Raw genomic sequence first — 13,156 nt, 5'->3', positions numbered from 1 at the left:
GGCGGTCGCCCGGTAGATGGCGTCGCCATCGCGTCCGGCCGCATCGGCGAGCGACAGCACGGCCGCCTGGCTGAGCAGCGGCACGTCGATGCGCGCCACGCTGCCGGCCGGGATTTCGCCCAGGGCGCGGCGCACCCGCATCTGTCCCTCGCTGCGGTCGGTGCGCGCCGTCAGCAACAGCAGGATGTGGGTGTTGACGATACGCCGGCCGAGGAAGCGCACGAAATCGAGCGTCGCATCGTCGGCCCAGTGCAGGTCTTCGATGATCAGCAGGCACGGCCCCTTGGCCGCAAAGGCGTCGAGCGCATCGGAAAACAGCGGCAGTCTCTGCCCATGCCGGGCGTCGATTGCGCGCGGCAGCGCCCATTGCGCCTCACGGGCCAGATCGTAAAGCGGCCCCAGCGGATCGGGGATCGACAGATCCTCGCAAGCGCTGCGCAACATTGCCGCGCTCTGCCCGACACGGGCCGCGAACGCCTCGACAATCGCCGTCTTGCCGGCGCCGGCCTCCCCCGCCAGCACCGCGACTCGGCCATGGCCGCCTATTGCATCGCCAAGCAGTGTCTCCAGCTGCTGCAGCTGCGTCTGCCGTTCCAGAAGCATCATTGTCATCGTCTCACAGGATCGGTGTTTTCCCACCATGGCGGGCCGCTCACGATTAGCCCGTGAAGAAAGCGCCGCAATGTGACTTTGCACACATTGCCGTGCCTCTTTCCACAAATAACGACGCCAATATAGGGAATCGTCCCGCCAAATATGGGGAATCGTTCCGATGCGCGGGCCGGGCCGGCGTGGTCAACGTCCAGCCGCGCTCCGATCGAGCGTGAACCAATGGAAAAGGAAACCTTCCATGCCTCGCTACCTGATTGAACGCACATTTCCGGACGGCCTCAACATACCGATGACCGACATCGGCGCCAGCGCGGTGGGCGGCGTCGTCATGCGCAATGCCGAAAAGGGCGTCACCTGGATCCAGTCCTTCGTCACGCCCGACAAGAAGCACAGCTTCTGCATCTACGACGCGCCGACGCCCGAAGCTATCCGCAGCACCGCTCAGAAAAACTCGCTGCCGGTCGACAAGATCACGGAGGTGCGGGTTCTTGACCCTTACTTTTACCTCTGATCCTGCGTTCGGTCGCCACGATGATGAGCATCAAACTGTCCTTCGCGGCCATGGCGAACTGCCTGATGGCCTGCCGCTCGGTGGAATCGGGCCTGTCCTGGGAAAGACCGGCCGGCCAACCTCCGTGCTCGACCGTCTATGGCGGTTCGCGTCGAAGCTGCCTGCGTATCTGTCTGAAAGGCGGCGCTTGCCCCCGGAAGGCGACTATCTGAGGCGCGACATCGGGCTATCGGAGCGGGACGTCCCGCAGGAATATTGGCAATATTACTTTTGGGATCGTTGATTTTTCACGGTTTTTAAGGGCTGCGGCCAAAGCCCGGCAACGGAAGCCGCATCGCATGAACCGGGACGGACAAACCAAATCCTAAACCAACGCCGCAGCGTTTCGGGCAGCCTGATCGGCCGCCGTCGCCTCGAGCGTCAACAAACGGACGGAAGACCATGACCATAACTCTTTGGACGACACGCTTCGCGGCTTTCGCCGCCATCTCGATCACGGCGGGTGCGGCCGCCCAGGCGCACGACGCCAACCCGCTGGCCGAAAAGGTGCGCGCCGCCAACAGCCGCTTCGAAAATGTGGCAGCCGCCACTGCCGAAGGCTACGCGCCAATCCCATGCGCCAGCGGCATCACCGGCGGCGCCATGGGCATCCACTATGTGAACGGCGCCTATCTCAAGGACGATGCCGTCGATGTCGCCAAGCCCGAAGCGGTGATGTACGAGCCGACGGCCGACGGCAGCCTGAAGCTGATAGCGGTCGAATACATCACCTCGAAAGGCCCGGCCTCGCTCGAAGGCCAGCTGTTCAACTTCAACAGCGCCCCCAACCGCTACGGCCTCGGCCCGTTCTACGAACTGCATGTCTGGGCTTGGAAACAGAACCCGACCGGCGCCTTCGCCGACATGAACCCGAACGTGTCCTGCGACGCGATGAAGGGGATGTAACGCCCCGACACCTCCGGCACCGGACACACCCGGTGCCTGGCCATCCCCCTTGGCGGGGGAGGGGCGAGCGAAACGCCGACCGGCTCCCCAGTCTTCCCCGGCGTTCGCTCGCCTTTTCGTTTTACCCCGGCTAAATGAAAAATGACGCACCTCAACAGCCGCGCTTCTAAACTAGACGTGTCGATCCCATGCGCCAGCGACATCACCGGTAGCTCCAAGAGCATCAATTCCGACAATCCCGCCTATCTCAAGGACGACGCCGTCGCCGTCGCCAAACCGGAGGCGGTGATGTACGAGCCGATGGCCTACGGCAGCCTGAAAGCACGGTCGAATATATTACCTCGAAGGGCGGCCTCGCTCGAAGGCCAGTTGTTCAAATTCAAGAGCGCCCCCAACCGCTACGGCCTCGGCCGGCTCTACGAACTGCATGCCTGGGCCTGGAAACGGAACCCGACCGGCACCTTTGCCAACATGAACCCGAACGTGTCGTGCGAGGCGACGAAGGGGGATGCAGGCATCGTGGACGTTTAAGCAAAGTTCAGCGCCCAGGACGACCAAGTCCTAACGTTTGGAAACGCGGCTGGTAAGAGTGCTATTTTTGGCATCTCTGCAATTAGTTGCCTACGCCTACATCGATCTCCTGACCTATAACGGCGCTTTCCACAAAATTTCTGAGGCGTTGAGCTGTAGAATTATAAATCGCGGAATTGGGCGACCGACCAGAGAGGGTCAACACGAACGCAACTTCCTGCTCCCCAAGCTCGCGATGATTTGACAATCCAAACTGGAAAAGATCCCGAGCAAAAACCCGCGCATGAAGCCGCATGACATTTCCCGAGTATGTAAGTCCGCCGCGGCGGCTGAAATCTCGGGAATGACGCCTTACAGGGTGCCACTTCGCCAATTCAGAGCGAGCAGTCTCCTCTGGGTCCTTATCCTCTCGCATGCTGCCTAGTAGATTCCCAACACCACCAGACGCCTTCTTATACTGCAACGCAACTTGCAGCCTGGTGGCAAAATAATTTGGTCCGCCTAGCTGAGACACAACCGGATTTAGTATTGCTGTTAAGCGAGCCCGACCAAAGAGATTGCCCGCGCTAATCAATTCGGGAGGTATTGGAATATCGTTCCAATAGTAGGCGTAACCTGGGATCAATGCCGCCCGCCATGCCATTGTGACGCTACCAGGTTCACATATCCAAGGCATGTTTCCGTGGAACGGGGTGCCCCAACCACGCGTGGTCTCGTGAGCCTCCAACTCTGCCTTGTTAATCAAGAGAGCTCGAACTAGGTCAGGGGATGGCTCCTTCAGATTTGCATATGTGTGAGCTGCAAGAGAAGAAACTAGCGGAACCGCATAGCTGCTACCCGATTGCGGTGGGCCACCCCCAACCATGTTCAGAGTTGAATACCAAGAAAGGTCTGGCTTTAGCATTCCATCTGGCCCAGGGCCAACCAGTGATACTTGGCAGGGGCCAGAAGGCATTCCACGGCCGTCAAACTTGCGACCCGCGACAGTGAGGGCAGCTTCACAATCAGCGGGAGGGCATAGTTGTTTTTTCGGGTTGTCCGGATGTTGATTTCCTATTGAAATCACGGGCAAGATGTTGAACTCGCGCGCAATCTGGCGGATTTCGTGTCCTAGGTAGCTGACGACTTCAAGATCATCCTCCGGAATTGTCTGATTGAAGGACATGTTCCAGACCTTGGCGTCCGGAAACCTTCTGGCAACCTGCCGAAGATAGTCGATAAGCATCTCAGTATTTGTGGAAGAATTCCCCCCCGCCCTTGGAATCGCTTGTACCGTTCCAATCCGGCATTCAATCTCTGGAAGATTTAGCTGATTGTTCCAAGCGAACGCTTGGACGACCAGAGAAGAGATTCTATTCCCATGGACATGGTCGGCGACACGATTGACGACAAGTGGCGGAGCGCGCCAAGCCTCAAGAGCGAGGTAGCTTCTAGCGGTCAAACCACCATCAACAACAGCAACGACTGGCTGTGTAGCCGGAGTTGGGAGCGGCGGCCCGGGTTCCGAGCCAACGTTCGGCGCCGTAACCTCGACTCTTCTTACGGGATCAATTCGATATGATGCCCCGGAGGCCACCAACTCCCGCAAAGAACTGCGATTTGGAACCCTGACGTAAGCGCGGGCCGCGCCATCGTTTCGATAACGCCTAGCCGCTCTGCGAATCGCGGTTTGATCATTGCTCATTACTACTGCAATGCCTTCCGCATCAGCATCTCCGTCGGGCGACGGCAAATCTACCCGAGAATATGTAGGCAGAATCAGGCTCTGGTTCTCTATCCTACTTAGCGTCTCAATGACTGACGCGCGGGCATTCTCGTCTCGAAATGGAGCAAGCCAGATAATAAATGCCTTCCCACCATCCACGTCGTCTGCTTCCTTCCAAAGGGATTCGATCGTGTTGCCGCGCAGAATATCCTTTTCGCCAAATGGCTTTATGGATCTCACGCGCGAAATGGCGGTACGCGCCTCAATACTGCTTGCACTTCTGACAAACGAGGCGAAGGCACCTATTTTTTTGACGTCAGCCTCAACAAGATAGCCACCCGACACAGGGCCGGTAAGCGTGCATCCAAATCTGAGGTCAAACAATGCCTTCGGCGTCCAAGTGGGAGCGAAGGAGTCTCGGAACATGGAAGCTACTATTTGTATTTTGCCCCCGTGTTTCGGGTAGCTTTCCACGTCCCTTGTGAGCGCTTCAATATCCCTTGCCAAGGCAGTGCGCTGTCCATCCAATCTCTCGGCGACGACACCGGCCTCCCCCTGCCCTCCAACTGCAGGGCTCTCAGGAACTGGTTCTTTTGTAAGAGCCAAAACCGGATTGAGCAGCGGTTGGGAAGGACGCTTGTCAATTGGCATCTCGCTCCTCCTTCAGGTAGGCGGACACCGCTTGCCGACTTACTCCAAGAATCCGCGCAACATCCGCACCACTCGCGCGACCTTCACGGGTCAACGTTGCCGAAAGAGATTTCTTCTGTTCCGTTGAAAGGCCATTGCGCTCCGGGAGAACTACACGTCCATTCTTGGTCTGAATGATCGACCATGCGGCTGCGGCTAAATCTAAATCATGATTGTCCAACAGTGCTTGCCTGCGCGTTGCCAACGCTAGATTTTGAATGTCCGCGCCATTTAGCCCATTAGAAATTCGTGCTAAAATGGCAGGTATCGATGCGTCGTCTTGCGGTAAAAAATACCGCCAAAGGTCTTCACGTATTGCTTCGTTAGGTGCTGAAAGCTCAATCTTATAGGGAAATCGGCGCCAAATCGCTGCGTCAAGCAGTTGCGCATGATTTGTTGCACCTATCACAACCGCGTGGTCGTCTAAAGAATCCAATCCCTGAATGACGGTATTGACGACGCGCTTGAGTTCGCCCAATTCGTGATGGTCATCGCGCAGCTTTGCTACAGCGTCCATTTCATCCAGGAATAAAACACCACGCTGATTTGGTACGAACTCGAAAACATTACGGATATTTTTTGAGGTATCCCCTAGCAATGACGAAATAACCGAGTCCAAGCGAACCACATAAAGTGGCATATCGAGATGAGAAGCGATATGTCCGGCGAGGAGTGTTTTTCCGGTTCCCGGCGGCCCAGAGATAAGCATTGATAGGCGTGTCGACAGCCCTTCATTGATAAGTATGTCTACGTTTTTGACGTCGTCCAAGAATGCTTGAAACGTACTTCTATTGGCGCCATCAAGGAATATAGGGGTGCTTGGCAGAACCTGCTCTTCGACCAAGGGCAGCCTAGATTTTACATCCACCGGCAGCGTTTCGACGTAGCCCGAGGCTCGAAGCGGCACACCCTTCTTGCGAATTAGCGCACGTATTTCCTTTGCCGCATCTGCATCCTCCTTGCTCAGCGATTGAGCGATTTTGCCTCCGATGCGGCGCACCCGTGTGTAATCTGCAGCAAGCGCCGCATCGAGGAGTTCAAGTACGTCGTTTTTTGAGATAGCCATGATCACCACGTCAATTGATAATTGACATTTGTAAACCTAATCCTATCAATTGACAACTCAAAACTTTATGATGTAAACCTATGGCGTCACATCGGTGATAGCCCGTAGTTGTGAAAGCCGGGCCGGAAAGGAGGTGATTGATATGTCAGGAAAGAACCAGCACGTCGTTCCTCACGCGGATGGCTGGGCGGTACGGGGCGCGGGAAATAGTCGCGTCACAGCCGTTCACGAAACCCAGCGAGAGGCCATTAGCCATGCGCGGTCTATTGCGCAGAACCAAGCGGCGGAACTCCTCGTTCACGGACGCAACGGACAGATCCGCGAGCGAGACAGCTTTGGTAATGATCCGTATCCGCCGAAAGGCTGAGCAGTTCGCCGAACCTAAAAGGAGGGGCCACGTCGTACGGTGTGGCCCCTCTGTTCGATGAACAGTAGGCGCTTTGCGCCAGGCCAAAGCTAGCTCCAACTGCTCGGAGAAGCTTTCGTCCACTCCCGTCCGGGGACCGATTGCCTTCGGCAACTCCCCGGCGTTCGCTCGCCGTTCGTTTTGCCGCCGGCATGCGATTGACGCACCTTGCACACGCGGCCGTCCTTGTCCGCTCGGCTACCCGCTCCCCACCCAACCGTTTCTTAATGTGTCTCCGCTACATCGAAACCTTGAAAAGAGGCGGAAAACGGAGAGACATCGGGGTGCGCTTTTCCGCGGCGACGACGGCCGGGCGGTTCTTGCCGCAGCGCTTGGCGCTGCGCATGAGGCCGTTGCTTGGCCGCATCGATGCGGTGCTGTTCACCGCCGACGAACGCGGCGAAGCCGGCCGCATGTCGCTGATCGCCTTTGCCATCCGCATCGTCAGCGCCGTCATCGCCTTCATCAGCCAGGTGCTGATGGCGCGCTGGATGGGCTCGTTCGAATACGGCATCTTCGTCCTCGTCTGGGTGACGATGGTCATCGTCGGCAACCTTGCTTGCCTCGGCTTCCACACCTCGGTCATCCGCTTCATCCCCGAATACCGCGAACGCAACATGCTGGCCGAACTGCGCGGCATCGTGGTCGCCAGCCGCCTGTTCGTGCTGATTGCCTCGACCGCGATCGCCGGGCTTGGCGCACTGGGCGTCTGGCTGTGCGCGAACTGGATCGAGAGCTACTATGTAATGCCCTTCATCCTCGGCCTGTTCTGCCTGCCGATGATTGCCATGGGCGATCTGCTGCAAGGCCAGTCACGCGCCAATTCCTGGGCGTTGTTTGCGTTGTCGCCGACCTATCTGGTGCGGCCGGTGCTGATCCTGGCGCTGATGGCGCTGATGCTGGCAATGGGCTATGCGCCCGACGCCAGGACAGCGATCTTCGCCTCAATCGCCGCCACCTACGCCACCACGCTCGGCCAGCTCATCGGCGTGACCACGCGCATGGGCAGGAATATCCCGTCCGGGCCGATGAAGGTGCATTTCGCCGAGTGGTTCATCGTCTCGCTGCCGATCTTCCTGGTCGAGAGCTTCTTCTTCCTGCTCACCAACGCCGACGTGCTGATGGTCGGCGCCTATCTTCAGCCCAACGACGTCGCCGTCTATTTCGCCACCGTCAAGACGCTGGCGCTGGTGCATTTCGTCTATTTCTCCGTCAAGGCCGGCGTTGCCCAGCGCTATGCGCAGTTCACCCATGGCGAACCGGAAAAGCTCGCCGCCTTCGCCCGCGAGACCGTGTCGTGGACGTTCTGGCCGTCGCTGCTGATGGCGCTGCTGGTGCTGGCGCTCGGCGAACCGATGCTGGTTCTGTTCGGCCCGGAATTCACCGCCGGCTATCCGCTGTTGTTCCTGCTGGTGTTCGGCGTCGTGGCGCGCGCCGCCGTCGGCCCGTGCGAAAGCCTGTTGACGATGAGCGGCAACCAGAACATCTGCGCCGCCGTCTATGCCATGACGCTGGCCTTCAACATCGGCCTCAACGTGGTGCTGATCCCGCTCTTTGGCCTGTGGGGGGCGGCGATCGCCACCAGCCTCGCCATGGTCTTCGAGGCCAGCGCCCTGTCCTTCACCGTCTGGCGCAAGCTCGGCATCGTCATGCTGATCTTCGTGCCCGCTGCCGAGGGAGCCGCCTGATGGCCGCCATCCCGCTGATCGAGGAAACCAGCGGCGGTCCGGCCGGCGCCATGGTGTCGGGCCTTGCCGGCCTGGCGCGCGACGCCGATCCGGCGCACCTTGAGATCCTCGCCAACAACCGGCCGCTGCGCAAGCTGGCGATCTATCCGGCTTCGGCCGGCTTCGAACTGGTCGAGGAACTCGACTATCTGTGCACCCGCACGATCGAGCCCAACGTTTTCTTCAACCCGCGCTTTCTGGCGCCGGCCATGCCCAGGCTGGAAGATCGCGAGGTCAAGCTGGCGGTGATCCGCGACGGCGACGAATACCGCAACCGGCTGCGCCTGCTGGTGCCGTTCTCGGTCGAACGGCCGGCCGTGCCGCTCGGCGTTCCGGTGATGCGCACCTGGTCGAGCCCGTTCGGCCCGATCGGCACGCCGCTGGTCGACCATGACGACCCGATCGGCGTCGTCGAGGATTTCTTCGGCATGCTGTCGCGGCCGCATCTGAAGCTGCCGAAGGTCTTCGTGCTGCCCGACATGCGCCTCGACGGCCCGTTGGCCAGCGTGCTGGCCACCGTTGCCGAGACGCGCGGCCTGACAATGGTCACCACCGGCAAGGCGGACCGGCCGGTGCTCGAAAGCACCCTCGACGGCGAGGCCTATTTGAAAGCATCGCTGCGCGCGCACCACTACCGCGAATTCCGCCGCCTGAAACGGCGCCTGGGGGATCTCGGCAGGCTGGAACATATCGTGGCGCGGGGACCGGACGAAATCCGCCACGCCATCGAAAGTTTCCTGACGCTGGAGGCGGCCGGCTGGAAGGGCCGCGAGCGCACCGCCATGGCCATCGACCGCTACCGCGCCGCCTTTGCCCGCGAAGCCGTGCACCGGCTGGCCGAGCACGACATGTGCCGCATCCATTCGCTGACGCTGGACGGCCGCACGATCGCCTGCCTGGTCGTCTTCGTCGAAGCCGGCGTCGCCTACACCTGGAAGACCGCCTATGACGAGACGCTGGCGACCTATTCGCCGGGCACGCTGCTGATGATCGAGGTGACCAGGCAGCATCTCGACGACCCCAACATCATGATGACGGATTCCTGCGCCGTGCCCGACCACCCGGTGATGAGCCGGCTGTGGAGCGAGCGCAAGCCGATGGGCTCGCTGGTGATCGGGCTGACGCCGGATGCCGATCGGCTGGCCCGCCAGGCGGCTTCGCAGTTGCACCTCTACCGCGAAACCCGCAACATGGCCCGCCTGCTGCGCAATCGCGTGAAGAGTTTGCTGGGACGGCGATAGCCACTGGATCAACGGCAAGACACCAGCTATGGCTCCGGCGGCAATTTCGGCCGGCCTTCTCGACAAGCCATCCTGATGATCAGAACCTTTTTGCGTCACGCCGGTCCCCGTGCGGCCTTTTTGCTGCTTGCGCTGCTGCCTGTCCGCGCCTGGGCCGATAGCTGTCCCGAGGATTGCAGCGAGCCCGCGCCGTCCATCAACATCTACAGCCACACCGCCGCCGGCCATCTCAGCCCGGCCACGCTGGGTGCACTGCCGCGCGTCTATGTGCCGAACCGCTCCTCCAACAGCGTCACGGTGATCGACACCATGACACTCAAGGAAGTCGACAGGTTCCCGGTCGGCAGCAAACCGCAGCACGTCGTGCCGTCCTGGGATCTGAAGACGCTCTGGGTCGCCAACAATGGCACCGGCAAGAACGGCAGCCTGACGCCGATCGACCCGATGACCGGCAAGCCCGGCCCGCAGATCGCCGTGGACGATCCCTACAATTTGTATTTCATGCCGGGCGCGGCCATCGTCGTCGACGAAGCCCTGGAGCGGCTCGATTTCCGCGATCCCGACACCATGGCGCTGAAGTCGAGCCTGCCCACACCCACTTGCCCCGGCATCAACCACGCCGATTTCTCGGCCGACGGCGCCTACGCGATTTTCACCTGCGAATACGGCAATGGCGGACTGGCCAAGATCGACCTGAAGAACCAGAAGGTGCTTGGCCATCTCGACTTTTCGAAAATGGGCATGCCGCAAGACATCCGCCTCTCGCCCGACGGCAAGGTCTTCTACGTCGCCGACATGATGAATGACGGCGTGTTCCTCGTCGATGGCGACAGTTTCAAGGAGATCGGCTTCATTCCGACCGGCATCGGCGCCCATGGCTTCGTCGTCAGCCGCGACGGCAAGCGGCTTTACGTCTCGAACCGCGGCTCGCACAAGATGGAGCAGGGCAAGGCAAAGGGCCCAGGCAGCGTGAGCGTGATCGACTTCGCTACCCGCGCGGTCGTCACGCAATGGCCGATCCCCGGCGGCGGCAGCCCCGACATGGGCAACGTCAGCGCCGACGGCAAACAACTATGGCTGTCCGGCCGCTTCGACAGTGCCGCCTACATGATCGACACGACATCAGGCGCGGTGACCAAGTTTCGGGTTGGCTCAGAGCCGCACGGCCTGACGGTGTGGCCACAGCCGGGGCGGTATTCGCAAGGGCATACGGGGAATATGCGCTAAGTCCGTGTTCGAGGCGCGGCTCGCACGCAAAAGGTCGCAAGGGCAACCGCCCATCGGCCGGGACCCGGAACGAGCAGGGGCTTTCCTTGGAAACCGCGAAGCTGTAGCTCCACACACTGGTTTCGGATACTGCCAGAAGATGAACCTTCGCCGCATCGTCCTCATCGTCGCGCTTCTCAATCTTGCCTATTTCGGGATCGAGTTCGCTGTGGCGCTCGCCATTGGATCAGTGTCCCTGTTCGCCGACAGCATCGACTTTCTTGAAGATGCTTCCGTGAACCTCCTTATCCTGCTCGCACTTGGGTGGTCTGTGCGCTCCCGTGCGCGGGTGGGGATGGCATTGGCGCTCATCCTTCTCATGCCGGGTCTGGCAACGCTCTGGACGGCTTGGGAGAAGTTCAACGTGCCGGTGCCGCCGCAGCCCATCGCCTTGACCTTGGCGGGACTTGGCGCTCTCGCCGTCAACCTGTCCTGCGCCTACATGCTGGCCGCGCACCGGCATCGTGGCGGCAGCCTCACAAAGGCGGCCTTCCTGTCGGCCCGCAACGACGCCTTGGCCAACATCGCCATTATTGCCGCAGGGTTGGTCACGGCCTTGCTCTGGCATTCCGCGTGGCCCGATTTGGCCGTGGGATTGGGGATCGCGGTCATGAACGCCGACGCGGCCCGCGAAGTGTGGGAAGCTGCCCGTGAAGAACACCGTGCGGCGGCCTGAGAGCACGTAGAGCGGGGCTACCGGCCGCCGCTGATTGGCGCTATCGCTGTCATCCTCAGCAGCCGCGGTTGGCTCTGTGTTCGAGGCACTGTTCGAACCCGGAGGGTTCGCAAGGGCGACCGCCCGTCGGCCGGTCAGGCCGCCCCATCGGAGCCCATGAGCGAAGCGAACTGGCGTGAGATCAAAAATGGTGCCCCTAGCCGGAATCGAACCAGCACTCCTTGCGGAACTCGATTTTGAGTCGAGCGCGTCTACCAATTCCGCCATAGGGGCTCAGGCCAGGAGGCCTGGATGGGCGCGGACTATACGGTCGGAGGCCTGTTCGTCAACTGGCCAAATGCGCCGCCGTGCCCTGCTTGCGGCAAAAGCCCGCCTTTCTGTTTCATGACGCTCCTGCCATTGTGCGGCGCGGAAAATCTTTCTAGACAGACGCGCATCAAAGCGCGTTGCGTCTGGGCAACCTGCATCCAGGAGAGCCGATGCTTCGCGGACTTTACGACTGGACCTTGTCGCTGGCGGCCCGCAAATCCGCCGAATGGTGGCTGGCCTTCATCGCTTTCGTCGAAAGCTCGGTGTTTTTCATACCTGCCGACGTCTTGTACCTGCCCATGGCGTTGGCGCGGCCCGAACGCGCCTATCGCTACGCGCTGACCGCTACTGTCGCGTCGGTGCTGGGCGGCATTGCCGGCTGGCTGATCGGTTACTATGCCTACGACACGATAGCACGGCCGATGCTGGAGCACTTTGGCGGCCTTGACGCGTTCGAGAGGTGGCAGTCGGCCGGCACCGGGCTGATGCTGGTGCTGCTCGTCACATCGGGTGCCGCCCACCTGCCGCCGATCAAGGTGGTCACCATTCTGGCAGGCGCCCTCCACGTCAATCTTTTCGTCTTCATCGTCTCCGCCATCCTGGCGCGTGGCGCTCGTTTCCTGCTTCTTGCCTGGCTGCTGCGCCGCTATGGCGAAGAGATCAAGGAATTCATCGAGAAGCGTTTGGGATTGATCGTCGGCGCCGGCGCCGCTGCCCTGATTTTGCTCTATATCGTCGTCAAATACGCCTTCTGACCGCCCAAGGCGGGCGGTGGGTCAGGACTATGCCGGCGGACGGCGAATTCAACGGACGAAACATGACAGCCACGATGACAGCCGATACCGGACGCCAGCGGACGCGCACCGCTTTGTTTCTCGCCGTCGCCATGGCCGCCACGGTCGGCTCCGCGCTCGCCTTCCAGCACATAGGCGGCTACATCCCCTGCCATCTGTGCCTGGAGCAGCGCACGCCCTATTATATCGGCGCCCCGCTGATGCTGCTGGCGGTGATCGCCTCGATGCTTAGCGCGCCCGCATGGCTGACGCGCGGCCTGCTTGCCGTCGGCGGCCTGCTGATGCTCTATGGCCTCTATCTCGGCGTCTATCATTCGGGCGTCGAATGGGCCTGGTGGCAGGGCCCGGCCGATTGCACGGCCGGCGCCGGCCCGGTCGACACCGGCGGCAAGGGCGTGCTCGACGCGCTCGACAAATTCGTGCCGCCATCCTGCGACAAGGCAGCCCTTCGTATCCTCGGCCTGTCGCTGGCCGGCTGGAACGCCATCGCCAGCTTCATCCTCGCCGCCGTCGCCTTTCGCGGCGCGCTGGCCCGCGATTAATCAAGTGCGAGGTCGCGCCATACGGCCAGTCTCTAAATGTTGGCACCGCCCCTCATTGCCCTGCCGGTGTCCAGCCGATAGATGGGTAACACTTTGAACCGGATACATAGGTGACACTTCTCTCCCCCTATGCGT

14 protein-coding genes and 1 tRNA gene are annotated in these 13,156 nt (G+C 60.8%); 11 read left to right on the top strand and 4 right to left on the bottom strand.

Annotated features, from left to right (window positions below):
- Positions 1-606 (bottom strand): AAA family ATPase (locus X726_RS0136885; protein WP_031215607.1); only part of this gene is annotated, 606 nt, incomplete at its 3' end.
- A gap of 244 nt (positions 607-850) precedes the next feature.
- Between X726_RS0136885 and X726_RS137935 the strand changes: the two genes are divergently transcribed.
- The 4 genes from X726_RS137935 to X726_RS137945 all read left to right on the top strand — a co-directional run bounded on the left by X726_RS137935 (position 851) and on the right by X726_RS137945 (position 2,599).
- Entirely contained in the window at positions 851-1,123 is a 273-nt protein-coding gene (locus X726_RS137935) for a DUF4242 domain-containing protein (protein ID WP_023673765.1), read from the top strand.
- Entirely contained in the window at positions 1,101-1,406 is a 306-nt protein-coding gene (locus tag X726_RS1000000170095; protein WP_084630995.1) for a hypothetical protein, read from the top strand. The genes X726_RS137935 and X726_RS1000000170095 overlap by 23 nt, the downstream gene beginning before the upstream one ends.
- Before the next feature lie 158 nt (positions 1,407-1,564).
- On the top strand, positions 1,565-2,068 hold the full coding sequence (locus X726_RS137940; protein WP_023673764.1) for a hypothetical protein: 504 nt from the start codon (positions 1,565-1,567) through the stop codon (positions 2,066-2,068).
- A gap of 141 nt (positions 2,069-2,209) precedes the next feature.
- Positions 2,210-2,599, top strand: coding sequence for a hypothetical protein (locus X726_RS137945; protein WP_023673763.1), 390 nt, complete (start codon positions 2,210-2,212; stop codon positions 2,597-2,599).
- A gap of 82 nt (positions 2,600-2,681) precedes the next feature.
- On the opposite strand, the gene X726_RS1000000170090 is transcribed toward X726_RS137945, so the two are convergent.
- Both X726_RS1000000170090 and X726_RS137950 read right to left on the bottom strand, forming a co-directional pair.
- Positions 2,682-4,955: a S8 family peptidase gene (locus X726_RS1000000170090; RefSeq protein WP_245260185.1), complete on the bottom strand. Its 2,274-nt coding sequence runs from the start codon at positions 4,953-4,955 to the stop codon at positions 2,682-2,684.
- Positions 4,945-6,060: an ATP-binding protein gene (locus X726_RS137950; RefSeq protein ID WP_023673761.1), complete on the bottom strand. Its 1,116-nt coding sequence runs from the start codon at positions 6,058-6,060 to the stop codon at positions 4,945-4,947. The genes X726_RS1000000170090 and X726_RS137950 overlap by 11 nt, the downstream gene beginning before the upstream one ends.
- A gap of 142 nt (positions 6,061-6,202) precedes the next feature.
- Between X726_RS137950 and X726_RS1000000170085 the strand changes: the two genes are divergently transcribed.
- The 5 genes from X726_RS1000000170085 to X726_RS137970 all read left to right on the top strand — a co-directional run bounded on the left by X726_RS1000000170085 (position 6,203) and on the right by X726_RS137970 (position 11,376).
- The gene (locus tag X726_RS1000000170085) at positions 6,203-6,427 is read left to right on the top strand and encodes a DUF2188 domain-containing protein (RefSeq protein ID WP_084026155.1); all 225 of its coding nucleotides are present in this window, start codon (positions 6,203-6,205) and stop codon (positions 6,425-6,427) included.
- A 323-nt stretch (positions 6,428-6,750) separates the two neighbouring features.
- Positions 6,751-8,154: a lipopolysaccharide biosynthesis protein gene (locus X726_RS137955; protein ID WP_023673760.1), complete on the top strand. Its 1,404-nt coding sequence runs from the start codon at positions 6,751-6,753 to the stop codon at positions 8,152-8,154.
- On the top strand, positions 8,154-9,434 hold the full coding sequence (locus tag X726_RS137960) for a GNAT family N-acetyltransferase (RefSeq protein WP_023673759.1): 1,281 nt from the start codon (positions 8,154-8,156) through the stop codon (positions 9,432-9,434). The genes X726_RS137955 and X726_RS137960 overlap by 1 nt, the downstream gene beginning before the upstream one ends.
- A 75-nt stretch (positions 9,435-9,509) precedes the next feature.
- The gene (locus X726_RS137965) at positions 9,510-10,661 is read left to right on the top strand and encodes a YncE family protein (protein ID WP_023673758.1); all 1,152 of its coding nucleotides are present in this window, start codon (positions 9,510-9,512) and stop codon (positions 10,659-10,661) included.
- Between the two features lie 139 nt (positions 10,662-10,800).
- Complete coding sequence (locus X726_RS137970; RefSeq protein ID WP_023673757.1) at positions 10,801-11,376, top strand: cation transporter; 576 nt, start codon at positions 10,801-10,803, stop codon at positions 11,374-11,376.
- 188 nt (positions 11,377-11,564) lie between these two features.
- Here the strand turns inward: X726_RS137970 and X726_RS137975 are convergent.
- Positions 11,565-11,649: transfer RNA gene (locus tag X726_RS137975), tRNA-Leu, on the bottom strand.
- A gap of 206 nt (positions 11,650-11,855) precedes the next feature.
- On the opposite strand from X726_RS137975, the gene X726_RS137980 reads away from it, so the two are divergent.
- Together X726_RS137980 and X726_RS137985 are read left to right on the top strand one after the other, a co-directional pair.
- The gene (locus X726_RS137980) at positions 11,856-12,440 is read left to right on the top strand and encodes a YqaA family protein (protein ID WP_023673756.1); all 585 of its coding nucleotides are present in this window, start codon (positions 11,856-11,858) and stop codon (positions 12,438-12,440) included.
- A 62-nt stretch (positions 12,441-12,502) separates the two neighbouring features.
- Entirely contained in the window at positions 12,503-13,021 is a 519-nt protein-coding gene (locus tag X726_RS137985; protein ID WP_023673755.1) for a disulfide bond formation protein B, read from the top strand.
- Positions 13,022-13,156: the final 135 nt, after the last annotated feature.

The sequence above is a fragment of the Mesorhizobium sp. LSJC285A00 genome (assembly GCF_000503155.1).
Classification (GTDB): domain Bacteria; phylum Pseudomonadota; class Alphaproteobacteria; order Rhizobiales; family Rhizobiaceae; genus Mesorhizobium.
Note: the sequence above shows the minus strand (reverse complement) of the source record. Positions and strands in the feature narration are given on the sequence as shown.

Coding starts and splice junctions, on each gene's coding strand:
- X726_RS137935 (WP_023673765.1), top strand. CDS start 851: ATGCCTCGCTACCTGATTGAACGCACATTTCCGGACGGCCTCAACATA.
- X726_RS137940 (WP_023673764.1), top strand. CDS start 1,565: ATGACCATAACTCTTTGGACGACACGCTTCGCGGCTTTCGCCGCCATC.
- X726_RS137945 (WP_023673763.1), top strand. CDS start 2,210: ATGACGCACCTCAACAGCCGCGCTTCTAAACTAGACGTGTCGATCCCA.
- X726_RS1000000170090 (WP_245260185.1), bottom strand. CDS start 4,955: ATGCCAATTGACAAGCGTCCTTCCCAACCGCTGCTCAATCCGGTTTTG.
- X726_RS137950 (WP_023673761.1), bottom strand. CDS start 6,060: ATGGCTATCTCAAAAAACGACGTACTTGAACTCCTCGATGCGGCGCTT.
- X726_RS1000000170085 (WP_084026155.1), top strand. CDS start 6,203: ATGTCAGGAAAGAACCAGCACGTCGTTCCTCACGCGGATGGCTGGGCG.
- X726_RS137960 (WP_023673759.1), top strand. CDS start 8,154: ATGGCCGCCATCCCGCTGATCGAGGAAACCAGCGGCGGTCCGGCCGGC.
- X726_RS137965 (WP_023673758.1), top strand. CDS start 9,510: ATGATCAGAACCTTTTTGCGTCACGCCGGTCCCCGTGCGGCCTTTTTG.
- X726_RS137970 (WP_023673757.1), top strand. CDS start 10,801: ATGAACCTTCGCCGCATCGTCCTCATCGTCGCGCTTCTCAATCTTGCC.
- X726_RS137980 (WP_023673756.1), top strand. CDS start 11,856: ATGCTTCGCGGACTTTACGACTGGACCTTGTCGCTGGCGGCCCGCAAA.
- X726_RS137985 (WP_023673755.1), top strand. CDS start 12,503: ATGACAGCCACGATGACAGCCGATACCGGACGCCAGCGGACGCGCACC.